This is a genomic window from Streptacidiphilus sp. EB103A, assembly GCF_041261405.1.
GTDB lineage: Bacteria > Actinomycetota > Actinomycetes > Streptomycetales > Streptomycetaceae > Streptacidiphilus.
This window is the reverse complement of record NZ_JBGCAQ010000015.1, coordinates 140,886-161,052: the sequence shown is the minus strand read 5'-3', so window position 1 is coordinate 161,052 and position 20,167 is coordinate 140,886. Positions and strand designations below refer to the sequence as shown.

Annotated in this window: 19 protein-coding genes and 1 tRNA gene; 16 read left to right on the top strand and 4 right to left on the bottom strand. The window is 69.3% G+C overall.

Going from position 1 to position 20,167, the window contains the following annotated elements; genetic code table 11:
• The first annotated feature begins 54 nt into the window (after window positions 1-54).
• The 5 genes from ABH941_RS24945 (at window position 55) to ABH941_RS24925 (ending at window position 4,287) form a co-directional block, all read left to right on the top strand.
• Window positions 55-1,029 (top strand): magnesium transporter CorA family protein, encoded by a 975-nt coding sequence (locus ABH941_RS24945; protein WP_370131700.1) that lies wholly within the window; start codon window positions 55-57, stop codon window positions 1,027-1,029.
• An 82-nt stretch (window positions 1,030-1,111) separates the two neighbouring features.
• Window positions 1,112-1,603, top strand: coding sequence for a hypothetical protein (locus ABH941_RS24940; RefSeq protein ID WP_370131699.1), 492 nt, complete (start codon window positions 1,112-1,114; stop codon window positions 1,601-1,603).
• A gap of 159 nt (window positions 1,604-1,762) precedes the next feature.
• Window positions 1,763-2,929, top strand: coding sequence for a hypothetical protein (locus ABH941_RS24935; RefSeq protein ID WP_370131698.1), 1,167 nt, complete (start codon window positions 1,763-1,765; stop codon window positions 2,927-2,929).
• 171 nt (window positions 2,930-3,100) lie between these two features.
• A complete protein-coding gene (locus ABH941_RS24930; RefSeq protein WP_030253738.1) occupies window positions 3,101-3,397 on the top strand; it encodes a type II toxin-antitoxin system VapB family antitoxin in 297 nt (98 codons plus the stop codon).
• A 158-nt stretch (window positions 3,398-3,555) separates the two neighbouring features.
• Window positions 3,556-4,287 carry a LytR C-terminal domain-containing protein gene (locus tag ABH941_RS24925; RefSeq protein ID WP_370131807.1) on the top strand — a complete coding sequence of 244 codons (732 nt, stop codon included), beginning with the start codon at window positions 3,556-3,558 and terminating at the stop codon, window positions 4,285-4,287.
• A 36-nt stretch (window positions 4,288-4,323) separates the two neighbouring features.
• On the opposite strand, the gene upp is transcribed toward ABH941_RS24925, so the two are convergent.
• Window positions 4,324-4,962, bottom strand: a complete 639-nt coding sequence (gene upp, locus ABH941_RS24920; RefSeq protein ID WP_370131697.1) for a uracil phosphoribosyltransferase — start codon at window positions 4,960-4,962, stop codon at window positions 4,324-4,326.
• Between the two features lie 147 nt (window positions 4,963-5,109).
• Here upp and ABH941_RS24915 point away from each other — a divergent pair, with 147 nt between their 5' ends.
• The 4 genes from ABH941_RS24915 (at window position 5,110) to ABH941_RS24900 (ending at window position 6,831) form a co-directional block, all read left to right on the top strand.
• On the top strand, window positions 5,110-5,307 hold the full coding sequence (locus tag ABH941_RS24915) for a hypothetical protein (protein WP_134002983.1): 198 nt from the start codon (window positions 5,110-5,112) through the stop codon (window positions 5,305-5,307).
• Between the two features lie 207 nt (window positions 5,308-5,514).
• Complete coding sequence (locus ABH941_RS24910) at window positions 5,515-6,063, top strand: hypothetical protein (protein WP_370131696.1); 549 nt, start codon at window positions 5,515-5,517, stop codon at window positions 6,061-6,063.
• A 91-nt stretch (window positions 6,064-6,154) separates the two neighbouring features.
• Window positions 6,155-6,697: a tRNA adenosine(34) deaminase TadA gene (gene tadA / locus ABH941_RS24905; protein ID WP_370131695.1), complete on the top strand. Its 543-nt coding sequence runs from the start codon at window positions 6,155-6,157 to the stop codon at window positions 6,695-6,697.
• Between the two features lie 47 nt (window positions 6,698-6,744).
• Window positions 6,745-6,831: transfer RNA gene (locus ABH941_RS24900), tRNA-Ser, on the top strand.
• Between the two features lie 75 nt (window positions 6,832-6,906).
• On the opposite strand, the gene ABH941_RS24895 is transcribed toward ABH941_RS24900, so the two are convergent.
• Window positions 6,907-7,905, bottom strand: a complete 999-nt coding sequence (locus ABH941_RS24895) for an IS30 family transposase (protein ID WP_370131806.1) — start codon at window positions 7,903-7,905, stop codon at window positions 6,907-6,909.
• Between the two features lie 470 nt (window positions 7,906-8,375).
• Between ABH941_RS24895 and ABH941_RS24890 the strand changes: the two genes are divergently transcribed.
• On the top strand, window positions 8,376-9,542 hold the full coding sequence (locus ABH941_RS24890; RefSeq protein ID WP_370131694.1) for a damage-control phosphatase ARMT1 family protein: 1,167 nt from the start codon (window positions 8,376-8,378) through the stop codon (window positions 9,540-9,542).
• Window positions 9,543-9,551: 9 nt separating this feature from the next.
• Here the strand turns inward: ABH941_RS24890 and ABH941_RS24885 are convergent, their stop codons facing one another.
• Complete coding sequence (locus ABH941_RS24885) at window positions 9,552-10,139, bottom strand: hypothetical protein (RefSeq protein WP_370131693.1); 588 nt, start codon at window positions 10,137-10,139, stop codon at window positions 9,552-9,554.
• Window positions 10,140-10,524: 385 nt separating this feature from the next.
• On the opposite strand from ABH941_RS24885, the gene ABH941_RS24880 reads away from it, so the two are divergent.
• Window positions 10,525-13,326: a hypothetical protein gene (locus ABH941_RS24880; protein WP_370131692.1), complete on the top strand. Its 2,802-nt coding sequence runs from the start codon at window positions 10,525-10,527 to the stop codon at window positions 13,324-13,326.
• Between the two features lie 145 nt (window positions 13,327-13,471).
• On the opposite strand, the gene ABH941_RS24875 is transcribed toward ABH941_RS24880, so the two are convergent.
• Window positions 13,472-15,484, bottom strand: a complete 2,013-nt coding sequence (locus ABH941_RS24875) for a cellulase family glycosylhydrolase (RefSeq protein WP_370131691.1) — start codon at window positions 15,482-15,484, stop codon at window positions 13,472-13,474.
• A 333-nt stretch (window positions 15,485-15,817) separates the two neighbouring features.
• On the opposite strand from ABH941_RS24875, the gene ABH941_RS24870 reads away from it, so the two are divergent.
• From ABH941_RS24870 to ABH941_RS24850, 5 genes are all read left to right on the top strand, one after another.
• Window positions 15,818-16,915 (top strand): lactonase family protein, encoded by a 1,098-nt coding sequence (locus ABH941_RS24870; RefSeq protein WP_370131690.1) that lies wholly within the window; start codon window positions 15,818-15,820, stop codon window positions 16,913-16,915.
• Window positions 16,916-17,344: 429 nt separating this feature from the next.
• Window positions 17,345-17,509: a hypothetical protein gene (locus ABH941_RS24865; RefSeq protein WP_166682449.1), complete on the top strand. Its 165-nt coding sequence runs from the start codon at window positions 17,345-17,347 to the stop codon at window positions 17,507-17,509.
• A gap of 59 nt (window positions 17,510-17,568) precedes the next feature.
• Window positions 17,569-17,862, top strand: a complete 294-nt coding sequence (locus ABH941_RS24860; RefSeq protein WP_370131689.1) for a Dabb family protein — start codon at window positions 17,569-17,571, stop codon at window positions 17,860-17,862.
• 240 nt (window positions 17,863-18,102) lie between these two features.
• Window positions 18,103-18,957, top strand: a complete 855-nt coding sequence (locus ABH941_RS24855) for an RNA polymerase sigma factor SigF (RefSeq protein ID WP_370131688.1) — start codon at window positions 18,103-18,105, stop codon at window positions 18,955-18,957.
• A gap of 363 nt (window positions 18,958-19,320) precedes the next feature.
• A complete protein-coding gene (locus ABH941_RS24850; protein WP_370131805.1) occupies window positions 19,321-20,127 on the top strand; it encodes an RNA polymerase sigma factor SigF in 807 nt (268 codons plus the stop codon).
• Window positions 20,128-20,167: the final 40 nt, after the last annotated feature.

The following is a 20,167-nucleotide window of genomic DNA, read 5'->3' as shown; positions in this document are numbered from 1 at the left end:
TATCCCAGCGGGACCCTTACCAGAGGGGTCGGAGGTCGGCCGTATCCTGTCGCAATGGCTCGAACCCGGCTGTACCGCAATGGCACCCTGGCTCTGGAAAACTTCCCAGCACAGGACATATCTGACTATGTCTGCGAGCCTGACTGCACCGTGTGGCTGGATCTGTGCGATCCGGAACCGGCCGACTTCGACCTGATCAGCGAGGAGTTCGGCCTGCACGAGCTGGCCGTCGAGGACGCCAGACACGACCACCAGCGCCCCAAGCTGGACCGCTACCGCACCCACCTCTTCATGAGCGCCTACGCGGTCCACACCGACCCGGGCGACGGGACCCTGTACACCAGCGAGATCGCTGTCTTCGTCACACCCAACGCGCTGATCACCGTCCGCAAGACCGGGCACTTCGACATGGACCGGGTCGTCTCCCGCTGGGACGACTCCCCCGACCTGGCCAAGGAGGGCGTCGGCTATCTGCTGCACGGGCTGCTGGACTACCTGGTCGACGGGCACTTCAACGCCGTGCAGGAGCTGGACGAGCGGATCGAGGCACTCGAGGAGCTGCTCTTCGAGGACGGCCGGGACGAGGTGCAGACCGTCCAGCGGCAGTCCTTCGAACTCCGTAAGAACCTGGTGCGACTGCGCCGGGTGGTGCTGCCGATGCGCGAGGTCGTCAACACCCTGCTCCGCCGCGACCTCCACACTGTCAGCGACGCGATGCTGCCGTACTACCACGACGTCTACGACCATGTGCTGCGCGCGACCGAGTGGACCGAATCGCTGCGGGACCTGGTGAGCTCGGTGATGGAGACCAATCTCACGGTCCAGGGCAACCGGATGAACATGATCATGAAAAAGGTCACCAGCTGGGCCTCGATCATCGCCGTCCCCACCGCCGTGACCGGCTTCTACGGCCAGAACGTGCCCTACCCCGGCTTCGGCACCCAGGCCGGCTTCTGGGCGTCCACCGGTGTGATGGTCGCCCTCTCGGTAGCCCTCTACCTCGGCTTCAAGAAGCGCGACTGGATCTGACCTCGTCGCGCAGTTCCCCGCGCCCCTGGTTGGTTCAACTTGCGAGAGCATCAGGCGGACCTCCTCCAGCGAGCGCTCCGGGGTGCGCTCCTCACCGGCCTGCCAGCGGCCCGACACCTCGGTCAGCGCCGACGGGATCGCGGTCCGGCGGGGCCGCTTGACCAGCCCGCTCCTGGTGCGGGCGGCGGACGGACTGCGCGTGCCCGCGCCCATCAGGTCGTCGTACGCCCCCCGGGGCCCGACCACGGACGCGGCCAACCGCGACGCCGACCCCGGATCCATCTGCGGCTCCCGTTCCGGCTGCCCGATGCTGTACTCGCTGCCGAGCCGGGCCGTGGTGCGGATCGGCGGCAGCGCCCCCATGTCGATCTCGCGTTGCAGTTCGGGTGCGTCGTCGGCAGGCAGCGCCCGCCCGGCCCACTCGGGGACACTGTCCTTCTGCTCCCGCGGCTTGGCGGTCTCAGCGAGCAGGGTGTTGGGCAGCAGCACCCTGGCCACCACCCCGGCCGCCGGGGCGTCGCCGAGGCGGACCTCCAACCCGTGCCGGCGGGCCAGCGAGCCGACCACGAAATGACCCAGGAAGCGGGTCGGCTCGGCCATGAAGCTGGCCGTCATCCCTGAAAAGAATGCGTCAGACTCCTTGGCCCTACTAGGTCTAGACCAATCGCCGCCCCCCGGCTACGGTGACGTCAGATCCGAACCGCCTACGCGCCTACCCCCCGGAGCAGCCCCCGTGGAGTCGTCCGTCCTCGCCTTCGCCACCGACCTCCTGGACGAGGGCAGCGACCTCTTCTTCGGCAACCTCACCGACCGCGCCGGGGTCGGCGGCGTCACCCTCGCCTCCGTCTACCACCAGGCGCGCGACGTCTTCCCGCACAACCCGCGCCGGGTGGTCGGCTATCTGGAGCCCGGAGCCGCCTACTTCCGCCCCGATCCGGCCCGCTGGGCCGGCCTGCGGCTGCGCCCGGCCCCGGCCGGGGCGATCAGCGACGGCGACCCCTTCGCCGAGGCCGCGGCCCAGGCCGCGCGCCGCGGGATGAAGCTGCACGCCTGGACCGTCTTCCTGCACAACGACCGGCTCGGCTTCCAGCACCCCGACTGCGCCCCGGCCAACGCCTTCGGCGACCGCGCCCTGACCGAGCTCTGCCCGGCCAACCCGGAGGTCCGCGCCTATGTGCGCACCCTGGTCGCCGAGCACGCCCGCTACGGCGTGGACGCCGTCCGCGCCGAGTCGCTGCACTTCCACGGCGTGCGGCACGGCTTCCACCACGAGCGCTACTTCGAGCGGCTGGGACCGGTCGCCGAGGCCCTGCTCGGGCTCTGCTTCTGTGCACACTGCCGCGTCCGGGCCGACGCGCTCGGCGTCCCGGCCGACGAGGTGAGCCTGGCCGTCCGGGCGGAGATCCGGTCGGCGCTGACCGACGAGCGCGCCGCCGAGCGTCCCCCCGCCCTCGACACCGTCGCCGACGGAGCCCTCGCCGCCTACATCGACGCCTCCGCCGCCACCGTCACCTCGCTCGCCGAGGAGGCCGCCCAGGTGGCCACCGAGCACGGCATGCGGCTGACCTTCATCGACGGCGACGGCCCCGGCAAGGGCAGGCTCTCCGGCATCGACCTGCCCGCGCTGGCCAAGGTCGTCCACGGCATCGAGACCCTGGGCTACGCCCCCATCGCCGAACAGGTACGCGAGAAGGTCGCCGCCTTCGCCCTGTACGGGGTGGACCCGTCAGCCCTGGCCGTGATCCTGCGGCCGATGTCGCAGGACTGCGACGGCCCGGCCAACCTGGCCGCGAAGATCCGGGTGCTCGACGAACTGGGCGTCCCCGAGGTCGAGTTCTACCACTACGGCCTGATGCGGCTGAGCTCCATGGACCGGATCGGCACGGCCCTGCGCAACTGACGCCCGCCGGGGCGCGGGGCAGCCCGCCGGGGCCCGCAGCACTCGCAGGGGTGACCCCAGGCAAGGAACCTTCCCAAATCCCCCCACAAACCCCCAGGTGGGAGCAGCGTGCTGAATAACGCCCCATCATCACTGCTGCATCGCACCCCGATGGCCAGGTAGGCTCTCCGTGTGATCTTCAAGCGCATCGGCAACGGGCGGCCCTACCCGGATCACGGCCGGGTCAGTACCCGTCAGTGGGCGGACGTGGCCCCACGTCCGGTACGCCTGGACCAGCTCGTCACCACCAAGGGGCAGCTCGACCTGGAAACCCTGCTCGCCGAGGACTCCACCTTCTACGGCGACCTCTTCGCGCATGTCGTGAAGTGGCAGGGCGACCTCTATCTGGAGGACGGCCTGCACCGCGCCGTGCGCGCCGCCCTGCAACAGCGTCAGGTCCTGCACGCACGCGTGCTGGAGATGGACTGATCGGGTGCCGTTGCACCCTTTCGGGTGCCCTGATACGCCAGATGATGATCCTTTAGTACGCAGAGTCGAGCGACCGCACTAGTCTGAGAACCGCAGCCACACAGGCCGCGTGACCATTCCAGACGAGCCCGGAGCACAAGGGGGCACCCGCGGTGAGCATGCTGACTCCCCCTGGACTCAAGGGAAAGCAGTACCGGATCACCGGTACGACTTATCCACGCCTGGCCCGGCCCAACACCCGGCGCCGGCGCATCGTGCAGAGCATCAGCGGGGTGGTGGTGCTGGCCGTGCTCGGCTGGGGCACCGTCCAACTCGTCGACGTCTTCGGCGGGGGCCACAAGAAGACCGCCGCGGCGGGCTGCACCCGCACCACCACGGCGGCAGGCACGGCGGCAGGCGCAGGCACGGCGGGATCGGCCGACAAGGCCTCCGGTGCCGCCTCCGCCGCGCCCTCGGGCTCCGCCTCCGCCTCGGCGTCACCGGTCGCGGCCGCCTTCGCGGCGCTGGTCCCCGGGGCCGTCCCCAAGCCCGCCGCCGTCACGGTCAATGTGTACAACGCGACCAACCGGGCCGGGCTGGCCGGGCAGACCGCGGCGGAGCTGAAGAAGCGCGGCTTCACCATCGGGAAGATCGGGAACGCCCCGGTCGCGCTGGAGAACAAGGTCCCCGGCAGTGCCCAGGTCACCGGCGGCAAGGCCGGCGCGGCGATGATGACCCTGCTCGGCACCGAGGTGAGCGGCTCGCACCCGGTCACCGACAAGCGCAACGACACCACCGTGGACCTGGTCCTCGGCAACGGCTTCTCCGCGCTGGCCACCCCGGCCCAGGCCGCCCAGGCCGTAGTCCTGGCCAGCCGGCCCACCCCGTCCGCCACCGCCGCCCACTGCTGACAGCAGGCGGCCCCGGATTCTCGATCCCTCAGTCCCTCAGTCCCCCACGGTCCCGTACAGCCGGTCGCCCGCGTCACCCAGGCCGGGGACGATGTAGCCGTGTTCGTTGAGGTGGTCGTCAATTGCCCCGGTCACGATCGTGACCGGCAGGCCGACCAGCTCCTTCTCCAGGACGGCCACCCCCTCCGGAGCCGCCAGCAGGCAGATCGCGGTGATGTCGTCCGCGCCGCGCTCGATCATCAGCCGGATCGCCGCCACCAGCGTCCCGCCGGTGGCCAGCATCGGGTCCAGCAGGTACACCTGGCGTCCGGAGAGGTCGTCCGGCATACGGGTCGCATAGGTGGACGCCTCGAGCGTCTGCTCGTTGCGCACCATGCCGAGGAAGCCGACCTCGGCGGTCGGCAGCAGCCGGGTCATCCCGTCGAGCATGCCCAGACCCGCCCGCAGGATCGGCACCACCAGCGGTCGGGGGTAGCTCAGCCGGGTGCCGGTGGTGACCGCGACCGGCGTGGTGATCTCCACCGGCTCGGTACGCACGTCCCGGGTCGCCTCGTAGGCCAGCAGGGTCACCAGCTCGTCCGCGAGACGGCGGAAGGTCGGCGAGTCGGTGCGCTCGTCGCGCAGCGTAGTGAGCTTGTGCGCCACCAGGGGGTGGTCCAGGACATGAATCCGCATGAGGCGACATTAACCGAGCGTGGACACGCGCACGACATCCCGTGCCCAGGTCCGGGGCATTTCTGTCATGGCCTGGCTAAATATGTGTGCCGGCTGTCCACGTGGGAAGGTGAGAGGGACGAAACCACCCCGATCGGAGGGGCAGGCATGGTCGCCCAGCCCGCAGACAGCGCCGGACCCGAGGAGCAGTCCGGCTCGGAGACCCCGGCGGAACGCCGCCGCCGCCGCGCCGCCTTCCTGCGCGAGCTCACCGAGGCCCGCGAGCTCCAGGCCCGGGTGCACCCGCGACGCACCAAGACCGAACGCATGCGACAGGCCGTGAGAATGCGTACGTTCCGGATCTGACACCCCATCGGCCGGGCGTTCTCACCGCAACTCACCGAAGTGCCACCCCCCGTGCGCGACACGACCAGCGAAGACGCACAGCAGAACACTCCCCGGAGCGGCCCGCTTTCTGTCACGATGCCGATGGGGCGTTCGCATGGACCCCTGGACTCCGGACGCGCGGAAGAGCGGGTCCGGTCCTGTGGCCAAGACCTGGGAGAGTCGCTGGTGGCGTACTTCGCTGCATTGCTCGCTCGCACCGAGGACGGGTGGGACGTGAGCGAGACCGAGCTTGACGACGTCGAAACCCTCGCTGACCTGGCTGACCTGGCGCGCGAGGCCGCGGAGGACGAGGAGACCGTTCTGGTCTTCATCGAACAGGAGGACGCCTGGTTCGCCGTCGTCCGGGTGGACGGCGAGGAGGACCCGCGCATCTTCGTCTCCGACGCGGCCGCCGCCTCGCGCAGCGCCTACGGCGAGATCGTCCTCACGGACGAGTTGCTGGGGCGTGACTCCGACAGCGATCTGGACGACCTGGTGGTCGATCTGGACGAGGACGCCTCCGCGGCGGAGGACGAGGACGACGACGAGGACGCGGCTGTCGATCCCGACGGCGTACCGACGGGCCCGCTGGGCGACGCCGGGCTGCTGATCGAGTTCGGCGTCGGCGCCAAGGAACTGATGGACATGAGCGTCGAGGGCTCCGTGCCCGGCGACGCCCTCACCGAGATCGCCGACGCCCTGGGCGTGGGCGATGTCCTGGAGGCGGTGCGTTAGCACCGGCCGGGGTACTCGGCCGGTCCGGTTCTGGACGATCCGGTTCTGGCCGATCCGCGTCTGACCGGTCCGGTGCGGGAGACTGGGTGCCATGCAGCACGCCTTCCCCCGCACCGGCCGCCAGACCAGCCCTCGCCCGGACCCGCTCCGCGACCCCTGGGCGCCCGCCATGCGGCTCGCCCTGGCCGAGGCGGAGCTCGCTCTGCCCAGCGGCGACGTCCCGGTCGGCGCGATCGTGCTGGACGGCGCCGGCGCCGTCATAGGGCGCGGCCACAACGAACGCGAGGCCCTCGGCGACCCCACCGCCCACGCCGAGATCCTCGCCGTCCGCGAGGCGGCGAAGGCCGTCGGAGAATGGCGGCTGACCGGCTGCACCCTGGTCGTCACCCTGGAGCCCTGCACCATGTGCGCGGGCGCGATCGTCCTCTCCCGTCTCGACCGCGTCGTCTACGGCGCCTGGGACGACAAGGCCGGCGCGGCCGGCTCACTCTGGGACGTGATCCGCGACCGCCGCCTCAACCACCGCCCCGAGGTCGTCCCCGGCGTCCTCGCCCCGGACTGCGCCGCCGCCCTGACCGCCTTCTTCGACCCCCACCGCACCCCGGCACCACCAGCAGGCGGCTCCAACCACTGAAAAGAAGGGTTTAGGAGCACTGCCCCACGTCCGGTAGGCTGTCCCACGGTAGCGTGTCCGAGCGGCCAAAGGAGCACGCCTCGAAAGCGTGTGTGGGGGCAACTTCACCGTGGGTTCGAATCCCACCGCTACCGCTCTGAGCACGACGGCTGAAGCCCCGACCAGGAAAGGCGGTTTCCAGGAGTCGTTGCAACACGTGGTCGGTTTGATCAGGCCGCGAGTAGTTTATGCAGGCGCTCGGCTGGGGTTTCCCAGCCGAGCGTTTTGCGTGGTCGGCCGTTGAGTTCGGCGGCGACGGTGGCCAGCTGTTCCGTGCTGTGGGCAGTCAGGTCTGTTCCCTTGGGGAAATACTGGCGGAGCAGGCCGTTCGTGTTCTCGTTCGAGCCGCGCTGCCAGGGGCTGGCGGGGTCGCAGAAGTAGACCGGGATGTCGGTGGCGGTGGTGAACGAGCCGTGCGCAGCCATCTCGCTGCCCTGGTCCCAGGTCAGGGAGCGCACCAGGTGTGCGGGCAGGGCCTGGACTGTCTCCACGAGGGCGTCGCGCACGTGCTCGGCGGTGCGGCCGTGGGGCAGGTGCAGGAGCATCACGTAGCGGGTGGCGCGCTCGACCAGGGTGCCGATGGCCGAGGCTCCGTCCTTGCCGATGATCAGGTCGCCCTCCCAGTGGCCGGGGACCGCCCGGTCCTCAGCCTCGGCGGGGCGCTCGCTGATCATGACCATCGGAGTGGTGAACCGGGGCTGCCGGCTGGCGGCCTGGCGGTGCGGCTTGCGCCGGGCTCGCCCGGTACGCAGAGCGGCGGCCAGCTCGCGGCGCAGTTCTCCCCGGCCTTGGACGTAGAGGGCCTGGTAGACCGTCTCGTGGACCACGTGCAACTCCGGCCGATCGGGGAACTGTGCACGCAGAGCCTGGCAGATCTGCTCAGGACTCCACTTCAGGTCCAGGTGGTGCTGGATGAAGTCCCGTAGCTCGGCGTTCTCGGCGATCTTCCCCGTCTTAGGGCGGGGCCGGCGGGCATCGGCCCGGGCTTGTGCGGCGTGGGGCCGGTAACGGCCGCTTTCTGGATGGCAGTTGCGCTGGATCTCCCGGCTGACCGTGGACGGGCTCCGGCCGAGCTCGGCCGCGATCGCGCGGATGGTCGCCTTCTCCCGGAGCCTGTCGGCGATGTGGATCCGCTCGTCCTCGCGCAGGTACCGGGACTTGGCGGGCATGGCGGCGGGCGCCCGCTCGGGTTGAGCGGGCGCCCGGAACCTGCCCGGGTCCGTCCGGCCGTTGCGCCACTCGCGTCCAGTCCGCTCGTGGACGCCCACGAGCCGGGACGCCTCTTTGTTGCTGTAGCCCTGTCGCACGAGCCAGAAGTATTCCTCCCGCTCGGTACGGAGCTTCCTGGGCCCCTGCGGCTTCCGGTTCTTGCGGATCTCGAAGTCCATCGCATCCCCTGAGCTGGGGTGCTGCGACGACCACTAGAACCTAAGAAACCGGTCGGGGCTTCGGCCGTTTCAATCTCATCAAGCACCCGCAGCGCTTCAGCCATGAAGCAGCGCCAGGTCGCCGAAGCCCGCATTGACACCTCCGTGCACGGCGCAGCCTACGATGTCGCAGCACAGGCCAGGTCCTGGTGGGCAGCGCGGCCGGGACAGTGGCTCTGAGCACCACTCCGAACCGCATCGAGGGATCAGCGATGACTGAGCAGGCCGCCCCTGTGATCACGAGCAGCAAGCCGGGCTCGTTCGCCCACGGCGTTTTGGCGAAACGCCATCCGGCGCTGATCCAGCAGGTCAGCGATGCCCTCCCCTACAGTCCGCAGCAGCGTCGTGCTCTGGATGACCTGCGCGAGGAGGGCGCCAACCGTGTTCTGACTCCCCTCGATACCTCCGCGTTCGATTACGCAGCCTGGGAGGAGTGGGGAAGCTCCTACTTCGGCCGGTCCTGGTTCGATGTGCCGTTCCTGTGGTCGGAGAGCTATTTCTACCGTCGACTGCTCGACGCTGTCGGATACTTCGACCCCGGACCCTGGCAGAGGATCGATCCCTTCGCGCCCTTCAAACGGGCGGAGCTGCGCGGCGCCGCGGTGAAGGAAGAGTTGGCCGCTCTTGACGTGCTGCCGGACCTGCCCGAGCAGCAGCAGGCGGAGATGCTCCTGCAGTCCTCGCTGTGGGGCAATCGGGCCGACCTGGGGTTCCGCATCGCAGCCGAGCAAACCGCGCTGGGCGATGTCGACACTGGCCTGGTCGCCGACGACAGCGCCCTGCTCTGGGAGCGGCTCACCACCGGCACGCCGGGCACGGTCGCCGTCGTGGCCGACAACGCCGGCCGCGAACTCATCCCCGACCTCGTCCTCATCGACCACCTGCTCACCAACAGCTACGCAGCCGACGTCGTCCTGCACGTCAAGCCATACCCCTACTACGTCTCCGACGCGATGCTCTCCGACGTCCTCGACTGCCTCCACCGGCTGCTTCAGGCATCAGGGCAAGCGCAGCAGATCGGCCGACGCCTCTGGAACTGTCTCGGGAAGGGTCGCCTGTGCGTGAGCACCCACCCGTTCTTCTGCGCCCCGCTGCCGTTCACTGCCATGCCCGACGACCTGTGCCAGCAGTTTGCAGCCACTTCCCTGACGATCTTCAAGGGCAACCTCAATTACCGACGCCTGGTAGGCGATCAGCTCTGGGCCGCGACAACCCCGTATGCCCAACTGTCGGCGTACTTCCCGGGCCCCGTCGCAACGCTGCGCACCTTGAAGTCCGATGTCATCATCGGCCTCACGCCGCAGAAGCTGGCCGCTTTGGACGAGACCCAGCAAGAGTGGCGCACGGCCGGCACACACGCGCTGGTCCAGGCTCGTTGACAGCTGCCCTCACATCGACAGCTGCATCACTTCGGAATCGTGCCAACGGAGCGAACCGTCATCAAGCAGCTCTGCATGGCCCCAGCGCAATTCGACAAGGCCCGTCTCCACCGTGCAGACGTAGGCGAGCACGATCAGCTGAATGTTGTCCGGCAGATCGGAGGCACCCTCGCGAATCTCCTCCAAGTCGGGGCCACCCTCCTCCCAGACAAGATCGAGCGCTTCCTGAGCCGGGTCGGGACCGTGCCTGTCGAAGAGCCGACGGCGAAGCGCAGACACCCGCTTGAGATGCCCACCGCGCTTCGGCATCCGCAATGGGTAGAAGGCTTGATCCTTGAGTAGCACGATGTCCCGCCCGTTGAGCCTGATCGTGCTCGTTCCGGCTACCTCGGCCAGCGCTCCGGCGAGACTCTCGTACTGCGCGGCATGGAGGCCGTGGCCGTACGCTTCCAAGGTCACCGTCTGAACGCCCAGGTGCGCCGTCTTCGCCCGTTCGTGTGCCGAATGCAGCGCTCTCGGGATGACCTGAACAAGCTGAGCGGCTTCCTGCCCGAATGTCGCCTGTGCCCATTTGGATGCGATCGGTTCATCACTCATTCGTGTCCCCTCTCCTGAGCTACGGTCCGCCGCCGACCGTGACCCTTCAAGAGCGCGGTATCGGCCATAAACCCAGTTGGCAGCGTTCTGTCCCGTCCGTCCGGTGAACACCGGCAGTTCCTTCCCCCGGCTGGTTCGGCCCATCCGCAGCACCGGTCCCGGCGACGGCCAACTGTCGATCGAGTTGGTTGATGAGCATCCGGCTTGCCGAACGCTGTGGTCGGCGCCTGAGTTCGTTGTGAGGAGGCGCTCGCGTACGGCACAATCGCGTGGATCATCACAACGGGTTCTAGGGGGGAATGTGCGCTTTTCGCGCATATCCGGTCACACCGTCAGGCTTGGCGCGGCCATGCTGAGCCTCGGGCTCGTCCTACCGTCTGCGGCTGTGCTCGCCAACGTGACACCGGCCGCTGCCGATGGCACGACCTTGTATGTGGACACCAAGAACAGCGCCTGCTCGGACACCGACCAAGCGGCGGGGACCAAGGCCGTCCCGTACTGCACCATCCAGCCGGCCGCGCTGGCCGTCCAGGCGGGCCAGACCGTGCAGATCGGCTACGGCATCTACAGCGGAACGGTGACCGTCACGCACTCGGGAACACCCGGACACCCCATCGTCTTCAAGGGCGACGCCGGCCAGGAGGAGGCCTCGACCTTCGAGTTGGTCACCCAGCCGGGCAGCAACAGCAACGGCTTCGTGCTCCAGAGTGTTCACGACGTCACCTTGGAGGGCTTCCGTTATGACGGCGGGGCCGTAACCATCAAGAACTCGTCGGACATCTCGGTGCTGCACAGCTTCAGCGCCTTCGGTGCCTTCCTCGTGCAGGGCGCGAGCCAGAATGTGATGCTGTCCGGTCTGTACATCGATGCACAAACCGCCGACGGCGGCGTGAAGGTGGGAAGCGGTTCGTCGGGCATCGTCGTCACCGGCGATGTAGTGGCGATCTACGGGCCCGCCGCTACGGGAATATCCCTGACGGACGACCCTGATTCCATCGTTGTGGCGAACACGGTTGTACAGGCGGCGGATTCGGGCATCGCGCTCTCCGGCGACTCACATGGCGCCACTGTCGAGAACAACGTTGTGTCGAGCGTCCACAACAGCGGTACCAGCGGGCTGCTGTCGGTTTCCGCTGCGTCCACCGCCGGATCGACCGTCGACTACAACCTGTACGGCCCGGTCTCGCGAACAGTTCTGTACAACTGGGCCGGAACCACCTATGCCACCGTGGCCGCCTTCCAGGCCGCGTCACAACAAGGCGCCCACGATCTCTACGGCAATACGGATCTCCGCACGGTGGACGACCGGGCCTGGGAGCCGGCCGATCCGTCTCCGGCGATCGACTCCGGCAATGCCAGCGCGCCGGGTGAACCCGCGCGGGACGTGTACGGAGACGTCAGAGCCGTCCAGGACCCGCTGATCGCGGATACCGGCGCAGGCGGCGCCCCCGTCGACCGCGGTGCCGTCGAAGCCCAGAACCCCTACACCTTCGACTTCAACAGCCCCGGAACCGCCGACGACCCGGCCAATCCGCTGGCCTACACCGTCCGAGTGCACACGACGTCCAACCCGTGGAAGACCAACGTCGCCTCCTACGCCTTCTACTTCGACGGCCCGTCACCGGTCACCACCAGCACGCAGCCAGAGGCGACCTACACCTATCCGCTGTCGGAGGCCGGCCAGGCGGTGTTCCCCGAGGCCTACGCAGTCATGCCGGACGGCGAACAGATTCCGACGACGGACAGCCAAGGGCTCATGGACAGGGACTACACCGTCCTCGCCACCCCGGTCCCGCTCTCGGCCACCTTCCCGGCCACACCCAGTGCTGCCTCGGCGCCGCAGACAGAATCACTGAAGGTCCAGGGCAACACCTACCTGGCCTCCGGAACCGTCGACCCTGGTGACGGCACCCCCGCCCTGGCCGCGACCGTGGCGACGCACAGCACCGTGGCGACCGCCGTCCACCACTACGCCGAGCCCGGCAGCTACAACGCCGTCGCGACCGTCACCGACCTCTACGGCCGCAGTACGACCGTCAAGCAGACGGTCACGGTCGGCGATGCATTCGTCGCGGTCAAGCCGACCCGACTGCTGGACACCCGCAACGGCACCGGAACCGCCACGGGAAGGCTGGGCGCCGGGCAATCGCTGCGGCTGAAGATCACTGGCGCCGGGGGTCTCCCGTCCAACGGAATCACTGCCGTCACCCTCAATGTGACGGTCACTGGGCCCAGTTCAACCGGCTGGCTGGCGGCCTACCCGGACGGGGCTCCCGTCCCGAGCACGTCCAACCTGAACTTCACCCGTGGCCAGACCGTCCCCAACCAGGTGACCGTCTCCGTCGGCGGTGACGGCTACGTGGACCTCTACAACGCGTCCGGATCCACTGACGTGATCGCAGACGTCCAGGGCTACTTCACCGACACGCAGGCCGCGGCCGTGCAAAGCTACTACCAACCGCTGACGCCGGTACGGGTGATGGACACCAGGAACGGGACCGGCGGAGTTCCCAAAGCGAAGATCGGGCCCGGCGGCACCGACATCCTGCACCTGAACACGACGAAGTACCCCGGTATCACCGCCGTCGTCCTCAATGTCACTGCGGCGAATGCCGACAGTGCCAGCTACGCGGTCGTCTACCCGGGCAACACCACCCGGCCCTCGGCGTCCGACCTGAACTTTGGCAAGGGCCAGACCACGCCGAACCTGGTCACCGTCCCGGTCGCCCCGGACGGCACGGTGAAGTTCACCAACGGCCTCGGGCATGTCGATCTGGTCGCCGATCTGGAGGGCTACTACACCACCGCCGCAACGGCATCGGCGTTCGTGCCGCTGACTCCGGTTCGGATGTTCGACACCCGGTCGGGCTGGGGCGTCCGCAAGGGGGCGATCGGCCCGGCCGGCTACGCCGCCGTCCACGTCGCCGGCTCCTCCAGGGTGCCCGCGAACGCCCTGGCGGTGGTCACCAATCTGACCGCGGTGCTGCCGACTGCCGATACCACCGTCACCGCCTGGCCGGCGCCCTGGTCCAAGGCACCACAGACGTCCACTCTCAATCCGGCCCGTGGCACGGTCCGGCCCAACGCAGCCATCATCCCGATCGGCTCTGGCGGCAACGTGGACTTCTACAACCAGGTCGGACATGTCGACCTGGTCGGCGATCTGGAGGGCTACTTCGGCCGCTGAGTCAGGCCCTCGACTACCAGGAGCTGAACACGCTGATGCGTGGCCGTCGTTCCTGAAAACTGCTGGAAGGTTCTCGCGCCGCTGACCGGGTTCATCCACCGGCCCATTGCCCCCTGAGCCGGGCGGTGTCCGGGTCCGGCGGGGCTCAGCCGGTGCCGGACCAGGTGGCCAGTTCCTGGGCGGCGGCGGTGCGTTGGGTCGCCGAGTCGGGGGCCGACGCGGCGATCAGGGCGTAGTGGAGGGTGCCGGCCGCGGAGTTGCTGGAGAGCAGCAGGCGGCTGGAGCCGTCGCCGGCCTCGTCGGGGGCGAATGCGACGGGGTGGTCGGCGACCTGGCCGGTGGCGGTGTAGGCGGGGAGGCCGCGGAGGGTTCCGAGGTCGGAGACCACCGTGGTGGTGGCATGGTCGAAGGCCTGGGGCAGGTGGAGTTCGGTGGGGGCGCCGGTGCCGCCGGAGCGCCAGGTCAGCACCGCGTACGGGCCGCCGCCGGCGAGCAGCGCGGCGACGTTCGGCAGCGTGCTCGGGACGGTGTTCCAGCGCATCGCGGTGCTGCCGTCCCGGGAGAGGTCCTCGTAGGTGAAGGCGAGCGCGTCGCCAGCGACGGCGCGCGGGTAGACCCGGTCGACCACGCGCTGGTCCACCCGCAGGGCCACGCCGGAGGTCCCCTGCAGCACCGCGGAGAAGTCCTCCCCGTTCCAGGCGTCGCCGGTGGTCTGCACCTTGCTGGGGTTGTCGTTCATCAGCTCGTGGTGCTGACCGCTGTAGAGGTCCCACTGCCACTGGGTGCCGGAGACCACAGTGCCGGTGGACGCCCCGGCGGCTGCGGCGCTCCACCAGGCGGCACCGGTGACGGTGGAGTCCAGCGCCTGGTAGGTCGCCTTCTCCACGCTCGGCCCCTTGTCGGAGGTGTAGCCGGTGACCGGGTACCCGAACTCGGTGACGGCGAGCGGGCTGGAGAGGGCCGCGGCCCGCTGCCGGAATCCCGCGAAGGTGGAGCTGTACTGCCCGTCGGTGGCCTTGCCGAGCATCAGGATGCCGCTGAGCGCCTTGGCGTCGTAGTAGTGGGTGTTGAAGACATAGCGGCTGCCGAGCGAGGCCACCAGCGGGAACCCGCCGGGCTGGGAGGTGCCGCCGACGTTGACGTTGACGTTCCAGAAGGCCAGCGGCTCGACCCAGGCCGTCTTGGACTGCCAGCCGGCAACGTCCATCCGGGCCCGGAAGGCCTGGTAGAAGGGCCACAGCAGGTCCCGCTCCCAGGTCAGGCTGGTCTGTCCGGAGTCGTAGCTGCCGGCCGAGGGCTCGTTGAACGGGTCCACGCCGACGATCTTCGCGAAGTCGCTCGCGGAGAGGTGGAGGCGCAGGTAGTCCATCGACTGCTGGGCCTGGTTCAGGAAGGCCGTCTGCACGCCCACGGCGCCGGCCGAGGTGGTCAGCGTCCGGTTGTGCCAGAAGTCGTGGAGCGCTTCGGTGACCGCGGCGTTGCTGAGGTAGTTCTGGCCCCAACTGACGCAGATCCCGCAGGACTCCTGCGGGTATCCACCGGCCGTGACCACCCAGGCCGGCGCGCCGTCGCCGGTGTACCAGCTGCCCTGGTTGAACAGCGCGCGGGAGTAGAGGTCCTGGTGGTAGTCGATGAGCACCCTGATGCCGCGTGAGGTGAAGGCCTGGATCTGGTTGGCGAGGGCGCCGAGGTAGCCGGTGTCGACCCCGGCCGGGGTGGGTTCGGCGCCGGCCCAGGACACCACCAGTCGGATCAGGTCCGCACCGGTGAGCTTGCGCATCGCGGCCGCCGCGATGTCGGCGTCGGCGCGGGAGGCGAAGGGGAGGTAGCCGTTCTCGGCGAGCTTGGACTCACCGGAGACGTTGAATCCGCGCAGCACCACCTCGCGTCCGTAGCCGTCCCGGAGCACTGGGGCGCCGGAGGCGCCGGTGGCGACGACCACCTGGTCCGCGGTGGTGGTGTCGAACCAGAGCGCGGCGGAGGCGGCGGCACTCCGGGTGGCGCCGCTGAGCTGACCTCCGGTCAGCATGGCCGCGGCGAGGGCCAGCGCGGTCGCGGCGGCGGCCCCGCGCCGACGCCGACGCCGCGACGACGCGGGCGAGAAGGGGACAGAAGAGGCGGAGGAGGGCGTGGACGAGGGGGGCGAGGTGGATGCCATGTGCGCGACAGTCGCACCGAACCCGTGAAGGTGGAAGAGAAGGGAATGGGCCGGTTCCGGGTGCTGACCAAAACGCGTTACGCCTGGTCACAGGAGTTCTGGGGCACTACTCCCGGGCCGAAGGAGACCACTGGTGCGGGGCTGGCCGGTGGGCCTCCGGCGACTGGGAGGGGAGACTCGGGGGCGGCTGGGGGCGGCTGGGAGGGTCTGCCTCGCAGCGCCGACTCGCGCTGCTGGACCACCGCGACGGCGCGGTCCGCTGAAGGCCACCCCGGCCCGGAGCGCCGGCACCCGCCATATGTCCCTGACACCCGCCCGAGGACACTGATCCCCATGACAGCGCATCCCGCCCCCACCGGCTCCGGCACCGGCTCGCAGTCCGGCGTCCTCGTTCACACCGGCTCGTACACCCCGGACACCGGGGGTGACGGCGTCGGTCTCGCCGCGCTGCGGTTCGACCCGGAGAGCGGCAGGCTCACGGTGGACGCCGCGCTGCCGGAGGTAGCCGTCAGCGGGCCCTCCTTCCTGGTCGCCCACCCGTCCGGGAAGGTCGTCTACAGCACCAACGAGGCCGTGGCCGGGACCGTCAGTGCCTTTTCCCGGCAGGCCGACGGCGCGCTGCTGCCGGTCGGGACCCCGCTCCCCAGCGGCGGCACCAACCCCTGCCATCTGAGCGTCCATCCGGACGGCGGCTGGCTGCTGACCGCCAACTACGGCAACGACACCGCTCCCGGCACCGTCGCCGTGCACCGGCTCGACGCGGACGGCATCCCGGTGGAGCTCACCGACGTCGTGGTCCACCAGGGCAGCGGACCGGTCGCCGGTCGGCAGGAGGGGAGCCACGCCCACCAGATCGTCACCGACCCGTCCGGCCGCTATGTGCTCGCCGTGGACCTGGGGGCCGACACGGTCTTCAGCTACCGCCTCGACACCACGTCCGGAACCCTGGAGCAGGTCGTCGTCAACCGGCTCCGGGCCGGGTCGGGACCGCGTCATCTCGCCTTCGCCCCCGGCGGCGACCTGGCCTGGATCGCGGACGAGCTCTCGTCGAGCATCACCGGCCTGCGCTACGACGCCGAGGCCGGGACCCTCACGGAGGTCTCCAGCGTCCCCGCCACCGCCGTCAAGGACGTCCACAACCAGCCGGGCGGCATCATCGCCTCGCCCTGCGGACGCTTCGTCTGGATGACCAACCGCGGCGTCGACACCGTGGCCGCCTTCCGGGTCGTCGGCGACACCCTGGAGCCGATCGCGGAGACCCCCAGCGGCGGCAGCTGGCCCCGCGGCCTGGCCCTCACCGCCGGTCACCTGCTCGTCGCCAACCAGTACAGCGGCACCGTCGCCGCGCTGCGCATCCTGGACGACGGAAGTCTGGAACAGGCCGCCCCGCCGACCGCCGTCCCCTCGGTGATCTGCACGCTCGCGATCTGAGCGTCCTGCTCGTCCTGCATGTCCTGCACGTCCGGGAGGAGGAGGGGGAGGGGGAGCGGCCGTGGGGGGACAGGCCGCTCCCCCTGCGGAGTCCCACAACCGGCCGTCGCGTCGGGGGGATGCCGCAGCGGCCGGTCCCACAGCGGGGACTCCGGTCCGTGTACCGGGAGGTTCCTGCCAGACCCGCCCGGTACACCTTCTACTCTGCTGCACGGAGCGGGGCCGCGCACCCGGCAAGCGGCCCCTTCCGAGGGGACCTTGGTCCCTTCGGGTTCACGATGCCCTGAGAACGAGCAGTCTCAGCGGGGGCACAGGAGGGGCGGTGCGGAAGGGGCTGGTGAGGTCCGGCCAAGGATTGCCGACCACGGGCGGATCCGGGAGCACTAAGCTTCGGCCATAGGAGTGGGGCGCTGGGAGGCGGGCGGGGTCATGGGGCAGGCGAAGAAGATCGCGATGTATTGCCTGGTCATCTTTGTGCTCTACACGATCATCACGTCACCGGTGCGGGCCGCCGACCTGGTCCAGGTCGGGTTCACCGGTATATCCAGTGCGGCCAAGTCGGTGGGGACCTTCATGACCAATCTGGTGAAGTGAGGCCCTGCTGCGGTTGAAGTAGCCTCGGGCGGTCGAACACCACTCCCGAGGAGCCCCGCATGATTCGCCACCTGGTCCTTTTCAAGCTCAACGACGGTGTCGCCAAGGACGAACCGCGGGTGCGCGCCGGCGCCGAGGCGTTCGCGGGGCTCGGCAAGCAGATCGACGAGCTGCGCGAGTGGCAGTGCGGCTGGAACCTGACGGTCCGGGACATCGCCTACGACTACGCGATCAACAGCCTGGTGGACGACGTCGAGGCGCTGCAGACGTATCTGGCCCACCCCGCGCACCAGGCCGGGGTCGCCCTCTGGCGCGAGTTCGCGACCTGGGTGATCGCCGACATCGAGGTCTGAGGCTTCGCCCAGGAGGCAACCGACACCCCGGCCGACACCCCGGCCATCAGCCCGGCCAACACCCCGACCGGCCACCGCGGCGCCGCCACTCCGGCACAGGACCGGACGGCGGCGTCGATTCACTCCTGCGCACCGACCGGGATCAACACACCCATATGTGGTGCTTGCCCGAATAGCATCCCTCTTGTGATGCTATGACCGGTTTGCCGGATGGTGGACTGGGGCACGCGTTGCGCCTCCATGGAGCTCGCGAGGGGTGGCGTGTCGGTGCAGACACAGGGGAGCGCAAAGGACGAGGGTGACGCGCCAGCGGCTCCCGCGCCGGTCGACTCCAGCCGTGTGGATGTCCGCACCCTCACGCGCGTGCTCTTCGAACGGATGGCCGAGCTCACCCCCGGGACCGCCGAGCACGACCGTGTCAGGGCCGCGCTGATCGAGGTCAACCTCCCCCTGGTGCGCTATGCCGCCGCCCGCTTCCGGGGCCGCAGCGAGCCCATGGAGGACGTGGTCCAGGTCGGCACCATCGGACTGATCAACGCCATCGACCGGTTCGACCCGACCAGGGGCGTGCAGTTCCCGACGTACGCGCTGCCGACCATCCTCGGCGAGATCAAGCGCTACTTCCGCGACAACGTCCGCACCATGCACGTCCCGCGGCGGCTCCAGGAGCTGTGGGTCCAGGTCAGCGCCGCCATGGAGGATCTGACGGTGGCCCACGGGCGGATGCCCAAGGTCCCGGAGATCGCCGCCAGCCTGCGCATCCCCGAGGAGGACGTCCGGGCCTGCCTGGACGCCGGCCGCGCCTACAACGCCACCTCGCTGGAGGCCACCCAGGAGCACGACGGCGGCCTGGCCCTGCTCGACCGGCTGGGGTACGAGGACTCAGCCCTCACCCATGTGGAGCACAGGGACATGGTCCGGCATCTGCTGGTGCAACTACCGGACCGTGAGCGACAGATTGTGATGTTGCGTTTTTTCGGCAATCTGACGCAGTCGCAGATCAGTACCGAGCTCGGGATGTCGCAGATGCACGTATCCCGGTTGCTGGCACGGATCTTCGCGCGGCTACGCAGCAGCAACGCGTGGGAGAGCTGATTCCGCAGCCCGCCGCAGGCCGGTTCAAACCTGGCGATGACTTGGTGACAATCCGTCACTTTCCGTGCGAAAGCCAGCATTGCAGCGCGTTACCATCGCGTGACGTCTGGTCGTGTTGGGGTTTGCGATGGATGCTGAGCCGGTATCCCAGTGGAGGTACATCGAGTCGTCGCCTTGTCGACTCGGGCAGCGGCGGTTTTGTCACCATGAGGGGGTAGCGTGTCCGTAGAACTGGGCAGCCCTGAGGTTCACTCCCACGCAGCAGTCCTCCCCGCCCCCCGGGCGGCAGAGGTCGATCACACGGACGTCGAGAACACCGAAGCCACGATCGTCGGGATCGCGGAGATCACCGCGGTCGCCGAGATCGCCGAGATCGCCGTGGCGGAGGTCGAGACCGAGCCGGGAGCCGGGCTCGACACCCGCTCCCTCTCCCGCAGCCTGTTCCAGCGCTTCGCCACGCTGACCCCCGAGCACCCCGACCACCCGTACGTCCGGGACACCCTGATCGAGCTGAACCTCCCGCTCGTCCGCTACGCCGCGGCCCGCTTCCGCAGCCGCAACGAGCCGATGGAGGACATCATCCAGGTCGGCACGATCGGCCTGATCAAGGCCATCGACCGGTTCGACAACGAGCGCGGAGTCGAGTTCCCGACCTTCGCGATGCCGACGATCATCGGTGAGATCAAACGTTTCTTCCGCGACACCAGCTGGTCGGTGCGGGTCCCCCGCCGGCTCCAGGAGCTGCGGCTCTCGCTCACCAGGGCCGGCGACGAGCTCGCGCAGAAGCTGGACCGCTCGCCCACCGTCGCCGAGCTCGCCGCCTGCCTCGGCGTCAGCGAGGAGGACGTGGTCGAGGGCCTCGCCGTGGGCAACGCCTACACCGCGAGCTCGCTGGACACCACCCCGACCGACGAGGACGGCGACGGCCCGCTCGCGGAGCGCCTCGGCTACGAGGACACGGCCATGGAGGGCGTGGAGTACCGCGAGTCGCTCAAGCCGCTGCTGGCCCGGCTCCCCGCCCGCGAGCGCCGGATCATCATGCTGCGCTTCTTCGGGAACATGACGCAATCGCAGATCGGCGAGGAGATCGGAATCTCGCAGATGCACGTCTCCCGGCTGCTGACGCGGACCCTGGCGCAGCTCCGCGAGGGTCTGATCTCCGAGGGGTGACCGAAAGCCGGACGGCGGGCTCGGGGCCCACCGTCCGGCA